The sequence below is a fragment of the Pseudomonas inefficax genome (assembly GCF_900277125.1).
GTDB classification, from domain to species: Bacteria; Pseudomonadota; Gammaproteobacteria; order Pseudomonadales; family Pseudomonadaceae; genus Aquipseudomonas; species Aquipseudomonas inefficax.
In genome coordinates this window covers 19,491-34,891 of sequence record NZ_OPYN01000221.1, presented here as the reverse complement: position 1 = coordinate 34,891, position 15,401 = coordinate 19,491, and the positions used below count along the sequence as shown (strand labels likewise).

The 15,401-nt window shown below is 63.9% G+C and carries 11 protein-coding genes; all 11 read right to left on the bottom strand.

The window, feature by feature from the left end:
• Positions 1–57: 57 nt before the first annotated feature.
• Complete coding sequence (locus tag JV551A3_RS27265) at positions 58–927, bottom strand: oxygenase MpaB family protein (RefSeq protein ID WP_133975542.1); 870 nt, start codon at positions 925–927, stop codon at positions 58–60.
• A 42-nt stretch (positions 928–969) separates the two neighbouring features.
• A complete protein-coding gene (gene acs, locus JV551A3_RS27260; protein ID WP_133975540.1) occupies positions 970–2,904 on the bottom strand; it encodes an acetate--CoA ligase in 1,935 nt (644 codons plus the stop codon).
• Between the two features lie 198 nt (positions 2,905–3,102).
• Positions 3,103–4,767, bottom strand: a complete 1,665-nt coding sequence (pgi, locus tag JV551A3_RS27255; protein WP_133975538.1) for a glucose-6-phosphate isomerase — start codon at positions 4,765–4,767, stop codon at positions 3,103–3,105.
• A gap of 228 nt (positions 4,768–4,995) precedes the next feature.
• Positions 4,996–5,859 (bottom strand): pantoate--beta-alanine ligase, encoded by an 864-nt coding sequence (gene panC / locus JV551A3_RS27250; RefSeq protein ID WP_133975536.1) that lies wholly within the window; start codon positions 5,857–5,859, stop codon positions 4,996–4,998.
• On the bottom strand, positions 5,856–6,656 hold the full coding sequence (panB, locus tag JV551A3_RS27245; protein WP_133975533.1) for a 3-methyl-2-oxobutanoate hydroxymethyltransferase: 801 nt from the start codon (positions 6,654–6,656) through the stop codon (positions 5,856–5,858). The genes panC and panB overlap by 4 nt, the downstream gene beginning before the upstream one ends.
• A 262-nt stretch (positions 6,657–6,918) precedes the next feature.
• Positions 6,919–7,398 (bottom strand): 2-amino-4-hydroxy-6-hydroxymethyldihydropteridine diphosphokinase, encoded by a 480-nt coding sequence (folK, locus tag JV551A3_RS27240; protein ID WP_133975531.1) that lies wholly within the window; start codon positions 7,396–7,398, stop codon positions 6,919–6,921.
• The gene (locus JV551A3_RS27235) at positions 7,395–8,783 is read right to left on the bottom strand and encodes a polynucleotide adenylyltransferase PcnB (RefSeq protein WP_112250039.1); all 1,389 of its coding nucleotides are present in this window, start codon (positions 8,781–8,783) and stop codon (positions 7,395–7,397) included. Before JV551A3_RS27235 ends, folK begins: the two co-directional genes overlap by 4 nt.
• 838 nt (positions 8,784–9,621) lie before the next feature.
• Positions 9,622–11,064, bottom strand: coding sequence for a sigma-54-dependent transcriptional regulator (locus tag JV551A3_RS27225; protein ID WP_133975527.1), 1,443 nt, complete (start codon positions 11,062–11,064; stop codon positions 9,622–9,624).
• Between the two features lie 4 nt (positions 11,065–11,068).
• A complete protein-coding gene (locus JV551A3_RS27220; protein ID WP_166674308.1) occupies positions 11,069–14,044 on the bottom strand; it encodes a sensor histidine kinase in 2,976 nt (991 codons plus the stop codon).
• On the bottom strand, positions 14,028–14,204 hold the full coding sequence (locus JV551A3_RS27215) for a hypothetical protein (protein ID WP_003250005.1): 177 nt from the start codon (positions 14,202–14,204) through the stop codon (positions 14,028–14,030). The genes JV551A3_RS27220 and JV551A3_RS27215 overlap by 17 nt, the downstream gene beginning before the upstream one ends.
• Before the next feature lie 246 nt (positions 14,205–14,450).
• On the bottom strand, positions 14,451–15,338 hold the full coding sequence (gluQRS, locus tag JV551A3_RS27210; RefSeq protein ID WP_133979300.1) for a tRNA glutamyl-Q(34) synthetase GluQRS: 888 nt from the start codon (positions 15,336–15,338) through the stop codon (positions 14,451–14,453).
• Between the last annotated feature and the right edge of the window lie 63 nt (positions 15,339–15,401).

Here is a 15,401-nt window from a genome sequence, read left to right as displayed (position 1 = left end):
CAGGAGAGCTTGGAGTATGGCACGTTAAATCAGTTCCGCTGAGGCGACCATTCGACTTCATTCGATGCCCATGCGCCGTTTGGCACGGTGCGCCGAGCCGTCACGCATCGCCCAGCGCAGTACTGGCGCGGTGCGTTGCAGGCCCAGGCGGATCATGCGCCGCTGCAACGGGCCGTGCTGTAGCCCGAGCATGGCCTGGGCCCAGCCCGGCAGCAGGTCGATACCGGCGTGCAGCATCAGCTTGCCCACCGGCTGTGCCAGGCGGCTGGGAGCGGGGGCATCGAGCAGGATGCCGACCACCTCATGGCTGCGTGCGTCGCAGTGCAACTGCGGGCGCATGTGCTGCAGGTAGTCCTCGACCTGCTGGCATGAGCGCGGCACATCGCAGGCGCCAAGGCGCTCGGCAATCAATGCGATTTCTGCGTAATAGGCATCCTGCTCGGCGCGCGCAAGCTGCGGGTTGCGGTAACGCAGGTGGGCGGCGAGGAAGCTACTGACTTCCGCCACATGCACCCAGGTCAGCAGGTCCGGGTCGCTGGCCGCATATGGGCGACCATCCGGCGCGGTGCCGGTCACCTGCAGGTGGATGGTGCGCACCTTGTCGATCAGCCACTCGGCATCGCGGGTGGCGCCGAAGGTGGTACCGGAGATGAATTGGCTGGTACGGCGCAGGCGGCCGAGCAGGTCTTCACGGAAGTTGGAATGGTCCCACACCCCGGCCAGGGCCAGCGGGTGCAGCAACTGCAGCATGAGGGCACTGATGCCGCCGACCAGCATGCTCGGGAAGTCGCCATGTACCCGCCAGCTGATGCTGTGCGGGCCGAACAGGCCCGGGTCGCCCTTTGGCGACTCCAGGTCGAGCTGGCCGAGGGCCAGCCCGGTAAGGCTCATGACCTGGGTTTCGATGCGGCGGCGAAGGGCTTCCATGGCGACCTGTGGTTCAGGGCGGCCATGAACAGCGGCCGCCGGTTACTGGTTGAGGCGTTTGTCGATCAGGCCCTGCACCACGCTGGGGTCGGCCAGGGTCGAGGTATCGCCCAGGTTGTCCAGCTCGTTGCAGGCGATCTTGCGCAGTATACGCCGCATGATCTTGCCTGAGCGTGTCTTGGGCAATGCCGGGGCCCACTGGATCAGCTCGGGTTTGGCGAAACTGCCGATTTCCTTGCTGACCAGGGCCAGCAACTCGGCTTTGAGCGCGTCGTCCGGCGTTACGCCATTCATGGGCGTGACGAAGGCGTAAACGCCTTGGCCCTTGAGGTCGTGGGGGTAACCGACCACCGCCGCTTCGGCGACACTGTCATGCAGTACCAGCGCGCTTTCCACTTCGGCGGTACCGATGCGGTGCCCGGAAACGTTGATCACGTCGTCGATACGCCCGGTGATCCAGTAGTCGCCATCGGCGTCGCGGCGGGCACCGTCGCCGGTGAAGTAATAGCCGGGCATCGGTTTGAAATAGGTGTCGACCATGCGCTGATGGTCGCCGTAGACGCTGCGGATCTGCCCCGGCCAACTGGCCTTGATCGCCAGCAAGCCAGCGCCGGGGCCTTCGATGAGCTTGCCCTTTTCGTCCAGCAGCACGGGTTGCACGCCGAACATGGGCTGGGTGGCACAGCCGGGCTTGAGCGACTGCGAGCCGGGCAGCGGGGTGAGCATGATGCCGCCGGTTTCGGTCTGCCACCAGGTATCGACGATGGGGCAGCGCTTTTGCCCTACTTCCTCGAAATACCACTCCCAGGCTTCGGGGTTGATCGGCTCGCCGACGCTGCCCAGCAGGCGCAGGCTCTGGCGTGAAGTGTTCTGTAGCGGCGCGGAACCCTCGCGCATCAGCGCGCGCAGGGCGGTTGGGGCGGTGTAGAAGATGTTCACCTGGTGCTTGTCCACCACCTGCCAGAAACGTGAGGTGTCCGGGTAGTTGGGCACGCCTTCGAACATCAGCGAGATCGCGCCGTTGGCCAGCGGGCCATAGACGATGTAGCTGTGGCCGGTGACCCAGCCGACATCGGCGGTGCACCAGAACACCTCGCCTTCACGGTAGTCGAACACCACCTTGAAAGTGAGGGTGGCCTGTAGCAGGTAGCCGCCGGTGGTGTGCAGCACTCCTTTGGGTTTACCTGTGCTGCCGGAGGTATAGAGGATGAACAGCGGGTCTTCGGCGCCCATCGGCTCGGGAGCGCAGTCGTCGCCGGCCTTTTCCGTTGCCTCGTGGTACCAGAGGTCACGGCCTTCGGCCCAGGCGACATCGCCGCCGGTGCGGCGCACCACGAATACGCTGCTGACCGCGGGGCAACTGGCCAGGGCCTTGTCGACGTTCTGTTTCAGCGGGATACGTTTGCCGCCGCGCACGCCTTCATCGGCGGTAATCACCGTACGGCAGTCGGCATCTAGGATACGGTCGCGCAGGGCATCGGGCGAGAAGCCGCCGAACACTACCGAGTGGATGGCACCGATGCGGGTGCAGGCGAGCATGGCGAAGGCGGCCTCGGGAATCATCGGCATGTAGATGCACACCCGGTCGCCTTTCTTCACCCCGCGTGCTTTCAGTGCATTGGCCAGGCGACAGACCTGGCGGTGCAGTTCGCGGTAGGTGATGGCCTTGGAATCCTTGGGATCATCGCCTTCCCACAGCAGGGCGATCTGTTCGCCGCGTCGTGCCAGGTGGCGGTCGATGCAGTTGTAGCTGACGTTGAGCTGGGCGCCGTCGAACCAGCGGGCGTTGCCGGTCTTCAGGTCGCATTGCTGCACGCTCGACCAAGGCTTGATCCAGTCCAGGCGCTTGGCCTGTTCGGCCCAGAAGGTGTCGGGGTCATCCACCGACTGGCGGTAGAGGCGGCGGTACTCGTCGGGGGTGATGGCGGCGGACTGGCTGACGGCCAGGGCCTGGGGGTAGTTGCGGATATCGAACATGGCGGGTGGTCCTGCTCTTGTAAGGGGCGATGGACTGCAACGGCTATTCGATAGGACAGTGTAGCTGGGAGAGGTGTTCAACCTGTACCGGCCCCTTCGCGGGCTCGCCCGCTCCCACAGGGGCCGCACAGTTTTCGAAGCCTGTGCAGTACCTGTGGGAGCGGGCAAGCCCGCGAAGAGGCTGGCGAAGGTTTCAGATCACCCGCGGTGACGGCCGCGGAAGTAGTTGATCAGGCCTTGGGTGGAACCATCTTCGGCGCTGTCTTCCAGGCTGCCGACAAGGCGTTGGTAAACGCCCTTGCCCAGCTCCTTGCCCAGCTCCACGCCCCACTGGTCGAAGGCGTTGATGCCCCAGATCACGCTCTGTACGAAGACCTTGTGCTCGTACATCGCCACCAGCGCGCCCAGGCGGCGCGGGCTGATGCGTTCCACCACCAGGGTGTTGCTCGGGCGGTTGCCCGGGATCACCTTGTGCGGTGCGAGCTTTGCAATGTCCGCTTCGTTCAGGCCCTTGCCGCGCAGCTCGGTTTCGGCTTCCTCGCGGGTTTTGCCCAGCATCAGCGCCTGGCTCTGCGACAGGCAGTTGGCGTACAGCCACTGATGATGGTCAGCCACCGGATTGAAGCTCACCACCGGCACGATGAAGTCGGCCGGAATCAGCTGGGTGCCCTGGTGCAGTAGCTGGTGATAGGCATGCTGGCCGTTGCAGCCGACGCCGCCCCAGATCACCGGGCCGGTGTCGGTTTTCACCGGGGTGCCGTCCTGCAGCACGCTCTTGCCGTTGGACTCCATGTCCAGCTGTTGCAGGTGCTTGGTAATGTTGCGCAGGTAGTGATCGTACGGCAGGATCGCGTGGCTGCTGGCGCCCCAGAAGTTGCCGTACCACACGCCCAGCAGGGCCAGCAGCACCGGCATGTTCTTTTCGAACGGCGCGGTCTGGAAGTGCTGGTCCATGGTGTAGGCACCGGACAGCAGTTCCTTGAAGTTGGCGGTACCGATGGCCAGGGCGATCGGCAGGCCGATGGCCGACCACAGCGAGTAACGCCCGCCTACCCAGTCCCACATCGGGAAGATGTTTTCTTCGCGGATGCCGAAGGCCACGGCGGCAGCCTTGTTGCTGGAAACGGCGATGAAGTGGCGGTACAGCTCGGCTTCCGAGCCGCCCTGGGCCAGATACCAGGTACGCGCGGCCATGGCGTTCTTCAAAGTCTCGAGGGTGTTGAACGATTTCGACGAGACGATGAACAGGGTGGTTTCGGCGCGCAGGTTGGCCGACAGCTCGTGGAACTCACTGCCGTCGATGTTCGCCAGGTAGTGGCAGCGCACACCGCGCTGGGCATAGGGCAGCAGCGCCTCAGAGACCAGCTCGGGGCCGAGGAACGAGCCACCGATACCGATGTTGACCACATCGGTGATCGGTTTTTCGCTGTAGCCGCGCCACAGTCCGTCGTGGATACGGCCGACCAGTTCGGTGATCTGATTGAGCACCTTGTGTACTTCCGGCATGACGTTCACGCCGTTGACGCTGAGCTTGTCGCCTACCGGCCGGCGCAGGGCGGTGTGCAGCACCGGGCGGCCTTCGGAGGCGTTGATGATTTCGCCGGCGAACATCGACTTGATGGCGTCCTGCAGGCCCACTTCGTTGGCCAGGTTCACCAGCAGGTCGCGGCTTTGTTCAGTGATCAGGTTTTTCGAATAGTCGAGGAACAGGCCACAGGAGCTCAGGGAGAACTGATCGAAGCGCTTGGCATCGGCGGCGAACGCTTCGCGCATGCTGAAGCCTTGCATGGCGTCGCGGTGTTGCTGGAGCGCCTGCCAGGCGGGCAGGGCCGTGACATCGTGGGGTGTACGGTAATACGCCATTGCGCGGGGTTCCCTTGGTGCGTGGTGAGACCTTGGACACGGCACTCATTGCCGGGTTCAGGCTGGCACCATTATAGGCAAAGGCCACTTGCAGGGAATGGGTATGGCGGGGAATTTGGGGGGGCGCTTTGCGCCCCATTCGCAGCACAAGGCTGCTCCTACAGGAGATAGTATTCCTCTGTAGGAGCAGCCTTGTGCTGCGAATGGGCTGCAAAGCAGCCCAGGCCGTTACGCGGTCTTCTCTTCCACATGCAGGTACAGGTTGTCGATCAACCGTGTGTTACCCAGGTAAGCCGCCGCAATCACCACCAGATCTCGATCATCGATCACTGCCGGGCGCAGGCTCACGGCATGACGCACTTCCAGGTAATCCGGGCGGAAACCAGCGGCGGTCAACTGCGCCTGGCCTTCGGCAACCAGCGCGGCAAAGTCTCGCTGGCCACGGCCGATACCAGCAGCGATATGCTGCAGCGTGCGGTACAACGCTGGCGCCGCAGTACGTTGCTCAGGTGTGAGGTAACCATTGCGCGACGACAGCGCCAGGCCGTCCTCGGCCCGCACGGTGGGCTCGCCGATGATCTGGATCGGCATGTTCAGGTCGCGCACCATGGCACGTATGACCGCCAACTGCTGAAAGTCCTTTTCACCGAACACGGCAAGGTCGGGCTGGACCATGTTGAACAGCTTGCTGACCACGGTGGCCACGCCTTCGAAATGCCCGGGCCGGCTGGCGCCGCACAGGCCTTCGGAAAGGTGAGGCACGCTGACGCGGGTTTGCACGCTCATGCCGTCGGGGTACATCTCTTCGACGCTGGGCGCGAACAGCAGATTGCAGCCTGCCTGGAGCAGGCGCTCCTGGTCGGCGGCCAGGGTGCGCGGGTATTTGTCGAGGTCTTCGTTGGCGCCGAATTGCAGCGGGTTGACGAAGATGCTGGCGACCACGAAATCGGCGCGCTGCGCAGCCTTGGTCACCAGCGCGGCATGGCCGCTGTGCAGGTTGCCCATGGTTGGCACGAAGCCGATGCGCTTGCCTTCACCGCGGGCGCGGGCGACTGCGGCGCGCAGTTCGCGGACGGTCTTGACTGTATTCATGCACTGAACCCGTGTTCGCTGCCTGGGAAGCTGACTTGCTTGACCGCCTCGACGTAAGCGACGAGGGCGCTGTGGATATCCGGCTGGCCTTGCATGAAGTTCTTCACGAACTTCGGTACGCGGCCGCTCAGCGACAGGCCGAGCATGTCGTGCAGGACCAGTACCTGGCCATCGGTGCCGCTGCCCGCGCCAATGCCGATCACCGGGATGGCTACGGCACTGGTGATTTCCGCCGCCAGTTCGCTGGGCACGCATTCGAGCAGCAGCATGGCCGCACCGGCCTGTTCCAGGGCGATGGCGTCGGCGCGCATCTGCCGGGCCTGGGCTTCCTGGCGGCCCTGGACCTTGTAGCCGCCCAGCACGTTGACAGTCTGCGGGGTCAGGCCCATGTGCGCGCATACCGGCACGCCACGCTCGGCCAGCAGGCGGATGGTCTCGGCCAGCCAGGCAGCGCCTTCGATCTTGATCATGTGGGCGCCGGCCTGCATCAGCGTGGCGCTGTTGGCAAAGGCCAGCTCCGGGGTGGCATGCGCCATGAACGGCAGGTCGGCGAGGATCAGCGCGCCGTCATTGCCACGTTTGACGCTGGCCGTATGGTAGGCCATGTCCGCGGTGGTTACCGGCAGTGTGCTGTCGTGGCCTTGCAGGACCATGCCCAGCGAGTCGCCCACCAGCAACACTTCGACACCGGCCTGGCTGGCGGCCTTGGCGAAGGTCGCGTCGTAGCAGGTCAGCATGGTGATTTTTTCACCCTTGGCCTTGAGGCCATTGAGGGTGGTCAGGGTTACTTCAGGCATGTAGGAAATTCCTCGTTCAGGCGCTGTAAGAAACGACTGCATTCAACGCGTGTAGTCATCTTCCGGAGCGGCACATCATCGCGCGTGATGTTCGGGCACAGGTCCGTCCGGGCCTAAATACGGGTATGCGGCACTTTGGTGCCACACGGGACGCCTATAGTCGTGAGCGAGGTGGGGGAAGTCAATGACCCTGTTACCGCATTGTTACGATCAGGGTGTTACTGGCGTTACCGCGCCAGTGCGCAAGGCTGGAACGCCCGGTTTACAGGCGTTCCAGGCCGACGAACGGGCAGTCGGCGAGCAGTTGCGCGAGGGCGCGGCCATCGGCCAGGCGAAAATCGCCCGGTACCAGTTCCGCCAGCGGGTACAGCACGAAAGGCCGGGCATGCATGTGGTAATGCGGCACTTTCAGGCGTGGCTCGTCGAGCACCTGGTCGCCGAACAGCAGGATGTCCAGGTCCAGTGTGCGCGGGCCCCAGCGCTCCTTGCGCACGCGGCCCTGTTCGTTCTCGATGGCCTGCAGGGCATCGAGCAGGGCAAGCGGCGCCAGGGCGGTGTCCAGGGCAGCGACGGCGTTGGTGTAGCGCGGCTGGCCGGGCAGCAGCGAATCGCTGGTGTACAGGGCCGAAGCCGCCACCAGGCGTGTGGCTTCGACCTGGTCGAGGGCCTGCAAGGCGCTGCGCAACTGCTCCGCAGGTGCGTCCAGGTTGCTGCCCAGGCCGATATAGGCGCGGGTGCTCACTCGAACGCCTCGTCGCCACTGCGCTTGCGTTTGCCACCGCTGCGCTTGCGTTTGCGCGGGCCGGCACCGGTGCCTTCGTCACGGCTGCCCAGCTCTCGGATCATCTCGCGGCGCTCGCTGTCGTTGGCATCCTGGTAGTCGGTCCACCACTGGCCAAGGTCATCGGTTTCTTCCCCGGCGCTTTCCCGCAGCAGCAGGAAGTCGTAGCCGGCGCGGAAGCGCGGGTTGTCCAGCAGCATGTCGGCGCGCTTGCCGCTGCGGCGTGGCAGGCGCTCCTGCATGTCCCAGATCTCGCGGATCGGCAGGGTAAAGCGCTTGGGGATGGCGATGCGTGCGCATTGCTCGGCAATCAGGTCGTGGGCCGCACCGTTCATGGCAGGGATCGGCGGCACGCCCTGGTTCTGCAGGTGCAGCACGCGGGCGGGCAGGGCTGGCCACAGCAGCGCGGCGAAGAGGAAGGCCGGGGTTACCGGTTTGCCTTGCTTCACGCGCAGGTCGGTGTTGTTCAGCGCCTGGCTGATCAGCGTGTGGGTATAAGTCGGGCGCTCGTCCAGGGCATGCGAACTGGCCGGGAACAGCGGCTCGAACAACTGCAGATCGACCAGCATTTCGAAGACCATGGCGCCCTGGCCGGAGAGGAACAGCTTGAGGCTCTCTTCGAACAGGCGCGCTGGCGGAATCTCGCGCAGCATTGGGGCCAGCTCGCGGATCGGCTGGACGGTATGCTTTTCGATGCCAAAGTCGAGCTTGGCGGCGAAGCGCACCGCGCGCAGCATGCGCACCGGGTCTTCCTGATAGCGGTGGGTAGGGTCGCCGATCAGGCGCAGCAGGCGGTTGCGGATATCGTGCACGCCGTTGGCGTAGTCGAGGATGCGCTCGCTGACCGGGTCGTAGTACAGGGCGTTGATGGTGAAGTCGCGACGTTGCGCGTCCTCTTCCAGGGTGCCGTACACGTTGTCCCGCAGGATGCGGCCACTGGCATTGTGCGACGAACGGTGGCTGTCGCCCTGGTCGTCTTCCGAATGGTGCGCGCGGAAGGTGGCGACCTCGATGATCTCACGGCCGAAATGCACGTGGACCAGCTTGAAGCGGCGGCCAATGATGCGCGCGTTGCGGAACTCGGCGCGGACCTGTTCGGGGGTGGCACTGGTGGCGACGTCGAAGTCTTTCGGCGTGATGCCCAACATCAGGTCGCGGACACATCCACCGACCAGGTAAGCCTGGTAACCGGCGCTCTGCAGGCGTTCCACGATGTTCACCGCATGGCGGCTGAACTGGTGGCGTTGCAGCGAGTGCTGGCTCTTGTTGATCACCTCAGGCGTGGTGCGCCTGTGGTGCGGGCCCGGTACGGGCGGGCGGAACGACTGGAACAGCTTCTTCAGCATGGGATGCACTGTTTGAAGGAATGTTCGGCCAAGAATAGGAGAATGGCCGCATGATGGGCGGGGATTCTAGCATTTACTCAAGGAATGGTGTAGGCGGGTAGCAGGATGCCTGCCGGAAGGGTAGAAACGACAAGGGGAGCCTAAGCTCCCCAAGAAGTCGTTGCGTGCTCTTATTGTTTTTCTGCTGGGCTTCTTGTTTTTGTTGAGTGCCCTGTCCACAAATCTCGAAGCTTGTGGACGACCCCCAAGCCAGGGGTTAAGAGCAAACGGATTGCTTTGGTCGCTGATGTCACGTTGATCTGTCGATCCAACCAATTCAGGCGCTGCTTTTTAGTGCAGTTTTTATTGTTCTCTGCCTGGTTGTGGGGCAAGCCCCAAACACGCATCCTCTCCAAAAGAATCAGTTAGCTGCGCCTCCGCCGTCTTGTTTTTATTGTGCGTGAGCCGTTTCGTCTTGTTCTTATTCTGAGTTGCAGTGCTTGTTATTGTTCTTGTACCAGACATATAGCAGGTGCCGTGCCAACTTTTGCAAACCCAGTAAAATCAAAGGGTTGGAGGTGGCTAGCAGTTTTTCAGCGGTCGAAAATGTCGAAATTTCGTTACCGTACGCCTCGGGAACTGTTACGGCGGAAAGCTTGGGTAACAGATTTTTGCGGGGGCTGATGTGTTACCTGGGGTGTGTGCGCTGGCCTTGCCGGCCCTTTCGCGGGTAAACCCGCTCCCACAGGTAATTCACTCTCCTCGAGGGGGTAATACCTGTGGGAGCGGGTTTACCCGCGAAAGGGCCGGCGAGGCTGTGTAGAAGAGGCAGGAGGAACCTCCCGCCCCGGCAGATCGCTTATTCGCTGGTAGCGTTGCTCTTGCGCCGCGGGATGCCCAGGCGCTGGCGGCGTTCCCACAGGCACTTGCGGCTGACCCCGAGCTTGCGAGCCAGCTCGGTCTCGGTCATGTGGTCCTGGTGTTCGAGCACGAAGTGCTGGAAATAGTCCTCCAGCGACAGGTCCTCGGTCGGCTCATGGCTGGCATTCGCCGCACTGGCCACGACCAGGGCGTTGTCGAGGATTTCATCATCCTCCAGGTCACCCAGCTCGATGTCGATGCCCAGCAGGTCGGCGGAAATTTCTGCGCTCTCGCTGAGTATCACCGCACGCTCCACGGCGTTTTCCAGCTCTCGCACGTTACCCGGCCAGCTGTAGTGACGGATGGCTTGCTCGGCTTCGGCCGAGAAGTGCAGGTCGTCGCGGCCGATGCGCGCGCTCTGGCGGGCGAGGAAGGCGCTGGCGATTTCGTTGACGTCGCTGCCGCGCTCGCGCAGGGCAGGCAGTTTCAGGGCGATCACGTGCAGGCGGTAATACAGGTCTTCACGGAACTGGCCGGCCTTGGCCAGGTTCTTCAGGTCACGGTGGGTCGCGGCGATCAGGCGTACATCAACCTTTTGCGACTGTACCGAACCCACCCGGCGAATCTCGCCTTCCTGCAGCACGCGCAACAGGCGGGCCTGGGCTTCCAGCGGCAGTTCGCCGATTTCGTCGAGGAACAGGGTACCGCCATCGGCAGCTTCCACCAGGCCGGCGCGCCCGGCGCTGGCGCCGGTGAACGCGCCTTTCTCGTGGCCGAACAGTTCGGACTCGATCAGTGTCTCGGGGATGGCCGCGCAGTTCACCGAAATCATCGGCGCCTTGGCCCGGCGCGACAGGTTGTGCAGGGCGCGTGCCACCAACTCTTTACCGGTGCCCGACTCGCCCTGGATCAGCACGTTGGAGTCGGTGGGCGCGACCTTGCGGATCTTGCTGTACATGTCTTGCATCGGTGGGCACGAGCCGATGATGCCGATTTCGCCATTGGCGGCTGCCGCGCTGCCTTTGTCGGCTGGGGCGGCCTTGCCGTTGGTGGCCCGTGGCTCGGCCACTGGAGCAGCAGCCGGGGCGTTCTGCCGGTCACGCAGGATACGCGCCACCGCTTGCAGCATCTCGTCATGGTCGAAGGGCTTGGCGATGTAGTCCACCGCGCCCATTTTCATCGAGTCTACTGCCGAGCGCAGGCTGGCGTAGCTGGTCATGATCAGCACCGGGGTGCCTTGGCCGAGCTTGATCAGTTCGGTGCCGGGCGCGCCTGGCAGGCGCAGGTCGCTGACGATCAGGTCGAAGGTGGCAATGCTGAAGCGTTCCTGGGCTTCCTGCACCGAGCCGGCTTCGCTGACCTGGTACTGGTTCCGTTCGAGCAGGCGACGCAAGGCCGAGCGGATGATGGTTTCGTCTTCGACGATCAGAATGTGCGGCATTGATTCAATTCTCTCGACGGTCTCGAATTTCAGGGGACGTCGCTACGACATGCCGGGGCAGGGTCACGCGGATCCGGGTGCCACGTTGCCGTTCGATATCGGCCGGGCTGTCGATGGTGATTTGCCCATAATGCTCTTCCACGATGGAATAGACCAGAGCGAGCCCCAGTCCGGTTCCTTCGCCCGGGTCCTTGGTGGTGAAGAAGGGTTCGAACAGGCGGTCCATGATGCTCTTCGGGATCCCGCTGCCCTCATCCTCGACGATCAGGTCGACGGTGTGCTCGCTGACTTCGCTGCGCACGCGCACGGCGCTGCCAGGCTTTGATGCGTCGCGGGCGTTGGAGAGCAGGTTGATCAGCACCTGGGCCAGGCGCTGCGGGTCCCCTTCGGCCCAGTGCTCCGGGTCGCAGAGGTTGAAGAACTGTACTTCGAAATTGCGCCGGTTCAACGCCAGCAGACCGATGGCATCCTGCGCCACTTCGGCCAGGCATACCGGCTCTTCGCTGTTCTGGTGGCTGCCGCCGGCATGGGCGAAGCTCATCAGCGACTGGACGATACGTGATACCCGCTTGGTCTGTTCGAGAATCTGGCTGGACAGCTCGATGATTTCGCCATCGCCCTCACGCTCCTCGCGCAGGTTCTGCGCCAGGCAGGCGATGCCGGTGATCGGGTTGCCGATCTCGTGGGCCACCCCGGCGGCCAGGCGGCCGATGCTGGCCAGGCGTTCGGAGTGCACCAGCTTGTCTTCCAGCGCCTGGGTTTCGGTAAGGTCCTCTACCAGCAACACCAGGCCGCTGTTACCCGGGGCCAGAGGCTCGTCGATGGCCGCCTTGTGCAGGTTCAGCCAGCGCGGCTGGCCGTCCAGCGCCAGGCGCTGCTTGTGCAGGTGCTCGTCGGGCACATTGATGAAACCTTGCAGCAGGCCGCGCCAAGGTTCGCTGATGGTAACCAGGCGTGAGCCGACCACGTGCTTGGCGGCGATGCCGGTGAGCTCTTCCATGGCCTTGTTCCACATCAGGATTTCCTGGTCCTTGGCCAGCGAGCAGACGCCCATGGGCAGCTCCTGCAGGGTCTGGCGGTGGTAGCGGCGCAGGGCGTCGAGCTCGGCGGCCAGGCCAGTCAGGCGCGAGTGGTAGTCTTCCAGGCGGCTTTCGATGAAGTGGATGTCCTCGGTCACGTAGTTTTCGTTACCGGACTTGTACGGCAGGAAGGTCTCGACCATGTCCTGGGCCACGCTCGGCCCCATCAGGCCGGACAGGTTGGCCTCGATGCGGTCGCGCAGCCGACGCAAGGCGTAGGGGCGGCGCTCGTCGAAAGGCAGGTAGAGGTCACGCAGGGCCTGTTCCACTTCCTTCTGTGCAGCCTTGGCGCCCAGCGGTTTGGCCAGCTGGGTGGCGAACTCCTGTGGCGAGGCCGCGTGCAGCTCGCGGCGTTGCGGGCGGCGCACGTTGTCCACCGCGCAGGCTTCGGCGGCGCTTACTTCTTCGGTACTGGCGTTGGTGAACAGCGAGATCAGGGTGAACAGCAGCACGTTAGCCGCCAGCGAGGCGATGGCCGCCATGTGCCAGCTGGTGTCGTCCAGCACGTAGATCATGTCCAGCAGCGGGATGTAGAAGCCCTGCAGGTTGCCCAGCAGTGGCAGCAGCATGGTCACCATCCACACCAGGGTGCCCGCCAGCAGGCCGGCGATGAAGCCACGGCGGTTGGCAGTCGGCCAGTACAGCACCGACAGCACGCCCGGGAGGAACTGCAATGTGGCCACGAAGGCGACGATGCCCAGGTTGGCCAGGCTCTGGTGGTTGTTCTGGGTCAGGTAGAACATGAACCCGGCGGTGATGATGGCGACGATCAGCGCGCGGCGCGTCCACTTCAGCCAGCGGTAGATGTTGCCTTCGGCCGGCGGCTGGTACAGCGGCAGCACCAGGTGGTTCAGGGCCATGCCCGACAGCGCCAGGGTGGTGACGATGATCAGCCCGCTGGCGGCCGACAAGCCGCCGATGTAGGCCAACAGCGCCAGTGCCTGGTTGTTGGCGGCAAGCCCCAGGCCCAGGGTGAAGTACTCGGGGTTGGTGGTGGCGCCCAGGCGCAGGCCGGCCCACAGCACCAGCGGCACTGCCAGGCTCATCAGCAGCAGGAACAGCGGCAGGCCCCAGCTGGCGCTGACCAGCGAGCGCGGGTTGAGGTTTTCGGTGAAGGCCATGTGGTACATGTGCGGCATGACGATGGCCGAGGCGAAGAACACCAGCAGCAGGGTGCGCCATGGGCCTTCCTGCAGCGGCGTATGCAGAGCGGCCAGGGCGGTCTGGTTCTGCAGCAGCCACACTTCCAGTTCGTGCGGGCCGCCGAACACGCCATACAGGGCGTACAGGCCGATACCGCCCAGGGCAAGCAGCTTTATCACCGACTCGAAGGCGATGGCGAATACCAGCCCTTCGTGTTTTTCGCGTGTGGCGATGTGCCGCGAGCCGAAGAAGATGGTGAACAGGATGATCAGCGTACAGAAGGCGAAGGCGACCCGCGCCTTGACCGGCTCACCGGTGAGGATGCTTATCGAGTCGGCCACGGCCTGGATCTGCAGGGCCAGCAAGGGCAGCACGCCAATCAGCATGAAAATGGTGGTCAGCGCGCCGGCCCAGGTACTGCGGAAGCGGAATGCCAGCAGGTCCGCCAGCGATGACAGCTGGTAGGTGCGGGTGATCTTGAGGATCGGGTAGAGCAGCACCGGCGCCAGCAGGAACGCGCCGGACACCCCCAGGTAACAGGCTAGGAAGCCGTAGCCGTACTGGTAGGCCAGGCCCACCGAGCCATAGAAGGCCCAGGCACTGGCGTACACGCCCAGCGACAGGGTGTAGGTGAGCGGGTGGCGAATGATCGAGCGCGGAATCAACCCCCGCTCGCTGATCCAGGCCACGCCGAACAGCACCATGAGGTACGCGGCGCTGATCAGGATCATCTGGGTCAGGCTAAAGCTCATCGGCATCTCGTTGGCTCTGCAGGATGAAGGTGACGACGATCAGGATCAGCCAGAGCAGGTAAGGGCGATACCAGGCTCCGGTCGGTTCGATCCACCAGTCCATGATGGCCGGGGAGAACAGGTAGATCCCCACGACCAGAAGCAGGACCAAACGATAGATGTACATGCTGGCCTCGATGGTTGGGCGCTGCGGGCTTGGACTTATTATTGGCGCAAATGGCTGGGGGGATGCTAGCGGGAATCCATGGTGTTCGCCAAGAGGTTGAATTTATTGGGCTTTTGTTTTTTGCGGGGTGGGTTGCCTGTTCTGGCCCTATCGCCGGCAAGCCAGCTCCCACAGGATCGCCACAGGATCTGAACGCTCCCCTGTACCTGTGGGAGCTGGCTTGCCGGCGATATGGCCGGTAATGCCTCAGCGCAAATCAGCCTCTGGCACCGTGGTCCGCTGCGCAATCGCCTCGGGCTTCCACTGCTTGCGAGCTACCGCCAGCACCTCAGCCGGCGTTGCCAGCAGCAACTGAGGGTCTGCCTCCTGCCCCAACGCTCGCAGCGCCCGCAGCAACAGCGGTGTCGCCTGGTCCGCCTGCAACGGCGGCGAGCGGTACGACTTGCCCAACTTGTGCCCGTCCGGCTGCACGATCAACGGGATATGCAGGTAACGCGGCTGCGAGAAGCCCAGCAGTTCTTGCATGTACAGCTGGCGCGGGGTGTTGTCGAGCAGGTCGGCGCCACGCACGATGTCGGTAACACCTTGCCAGGCATCGTCCAGCACCACCGCCAGCTGGTAGGCATACAGCCCGTCGCGACGCTGGATGACGAAGTCGCCTACTTCACGCCCCAGGTGCTGCTGGAACTCGCCCTGCACCCGGTCGGTAAAGCGGTAGATCAGTTCCGGCACGCGCAGGCGGATCGCAGCGCCTTCACGCGCATGCCCGGCATTGCGGCAAAGGCCAGGGTAGACGCCGTGGTAACCCTCAAGCTGCTTGCGCGAGCAGGTGCAGGCGTAGGCCAGGCCCATGTTGAACAGGCGGTCGACGACTGCAGCATAGGCATCGTGCCGCTGGCTCTGGAACACCACTTCGCCGTCCCACTCCAGGCCGTAGCGCTCCAGGGTCTGCAGGATGGCATCGCGTGCACCGGGCATTTCCCGAGGCGGATCGGTGTCTTCCATGCGCAGCAGCCAGCGGCCGTTCACCGCGCGGGCATCGAGCCAGGAGGCGAGGGCGGCGACCAGCGAGCCGAAGTGCAGGAAGCCGCTGGGGGTGGGGGCGAAACGCCCGATGTAGCTTGAGTCGGTCATGTTCAGGCTGGGCATATAAAATGAAACGGGGCGCATGATGCGCCCCGTTCAGGTGGAAAGAAA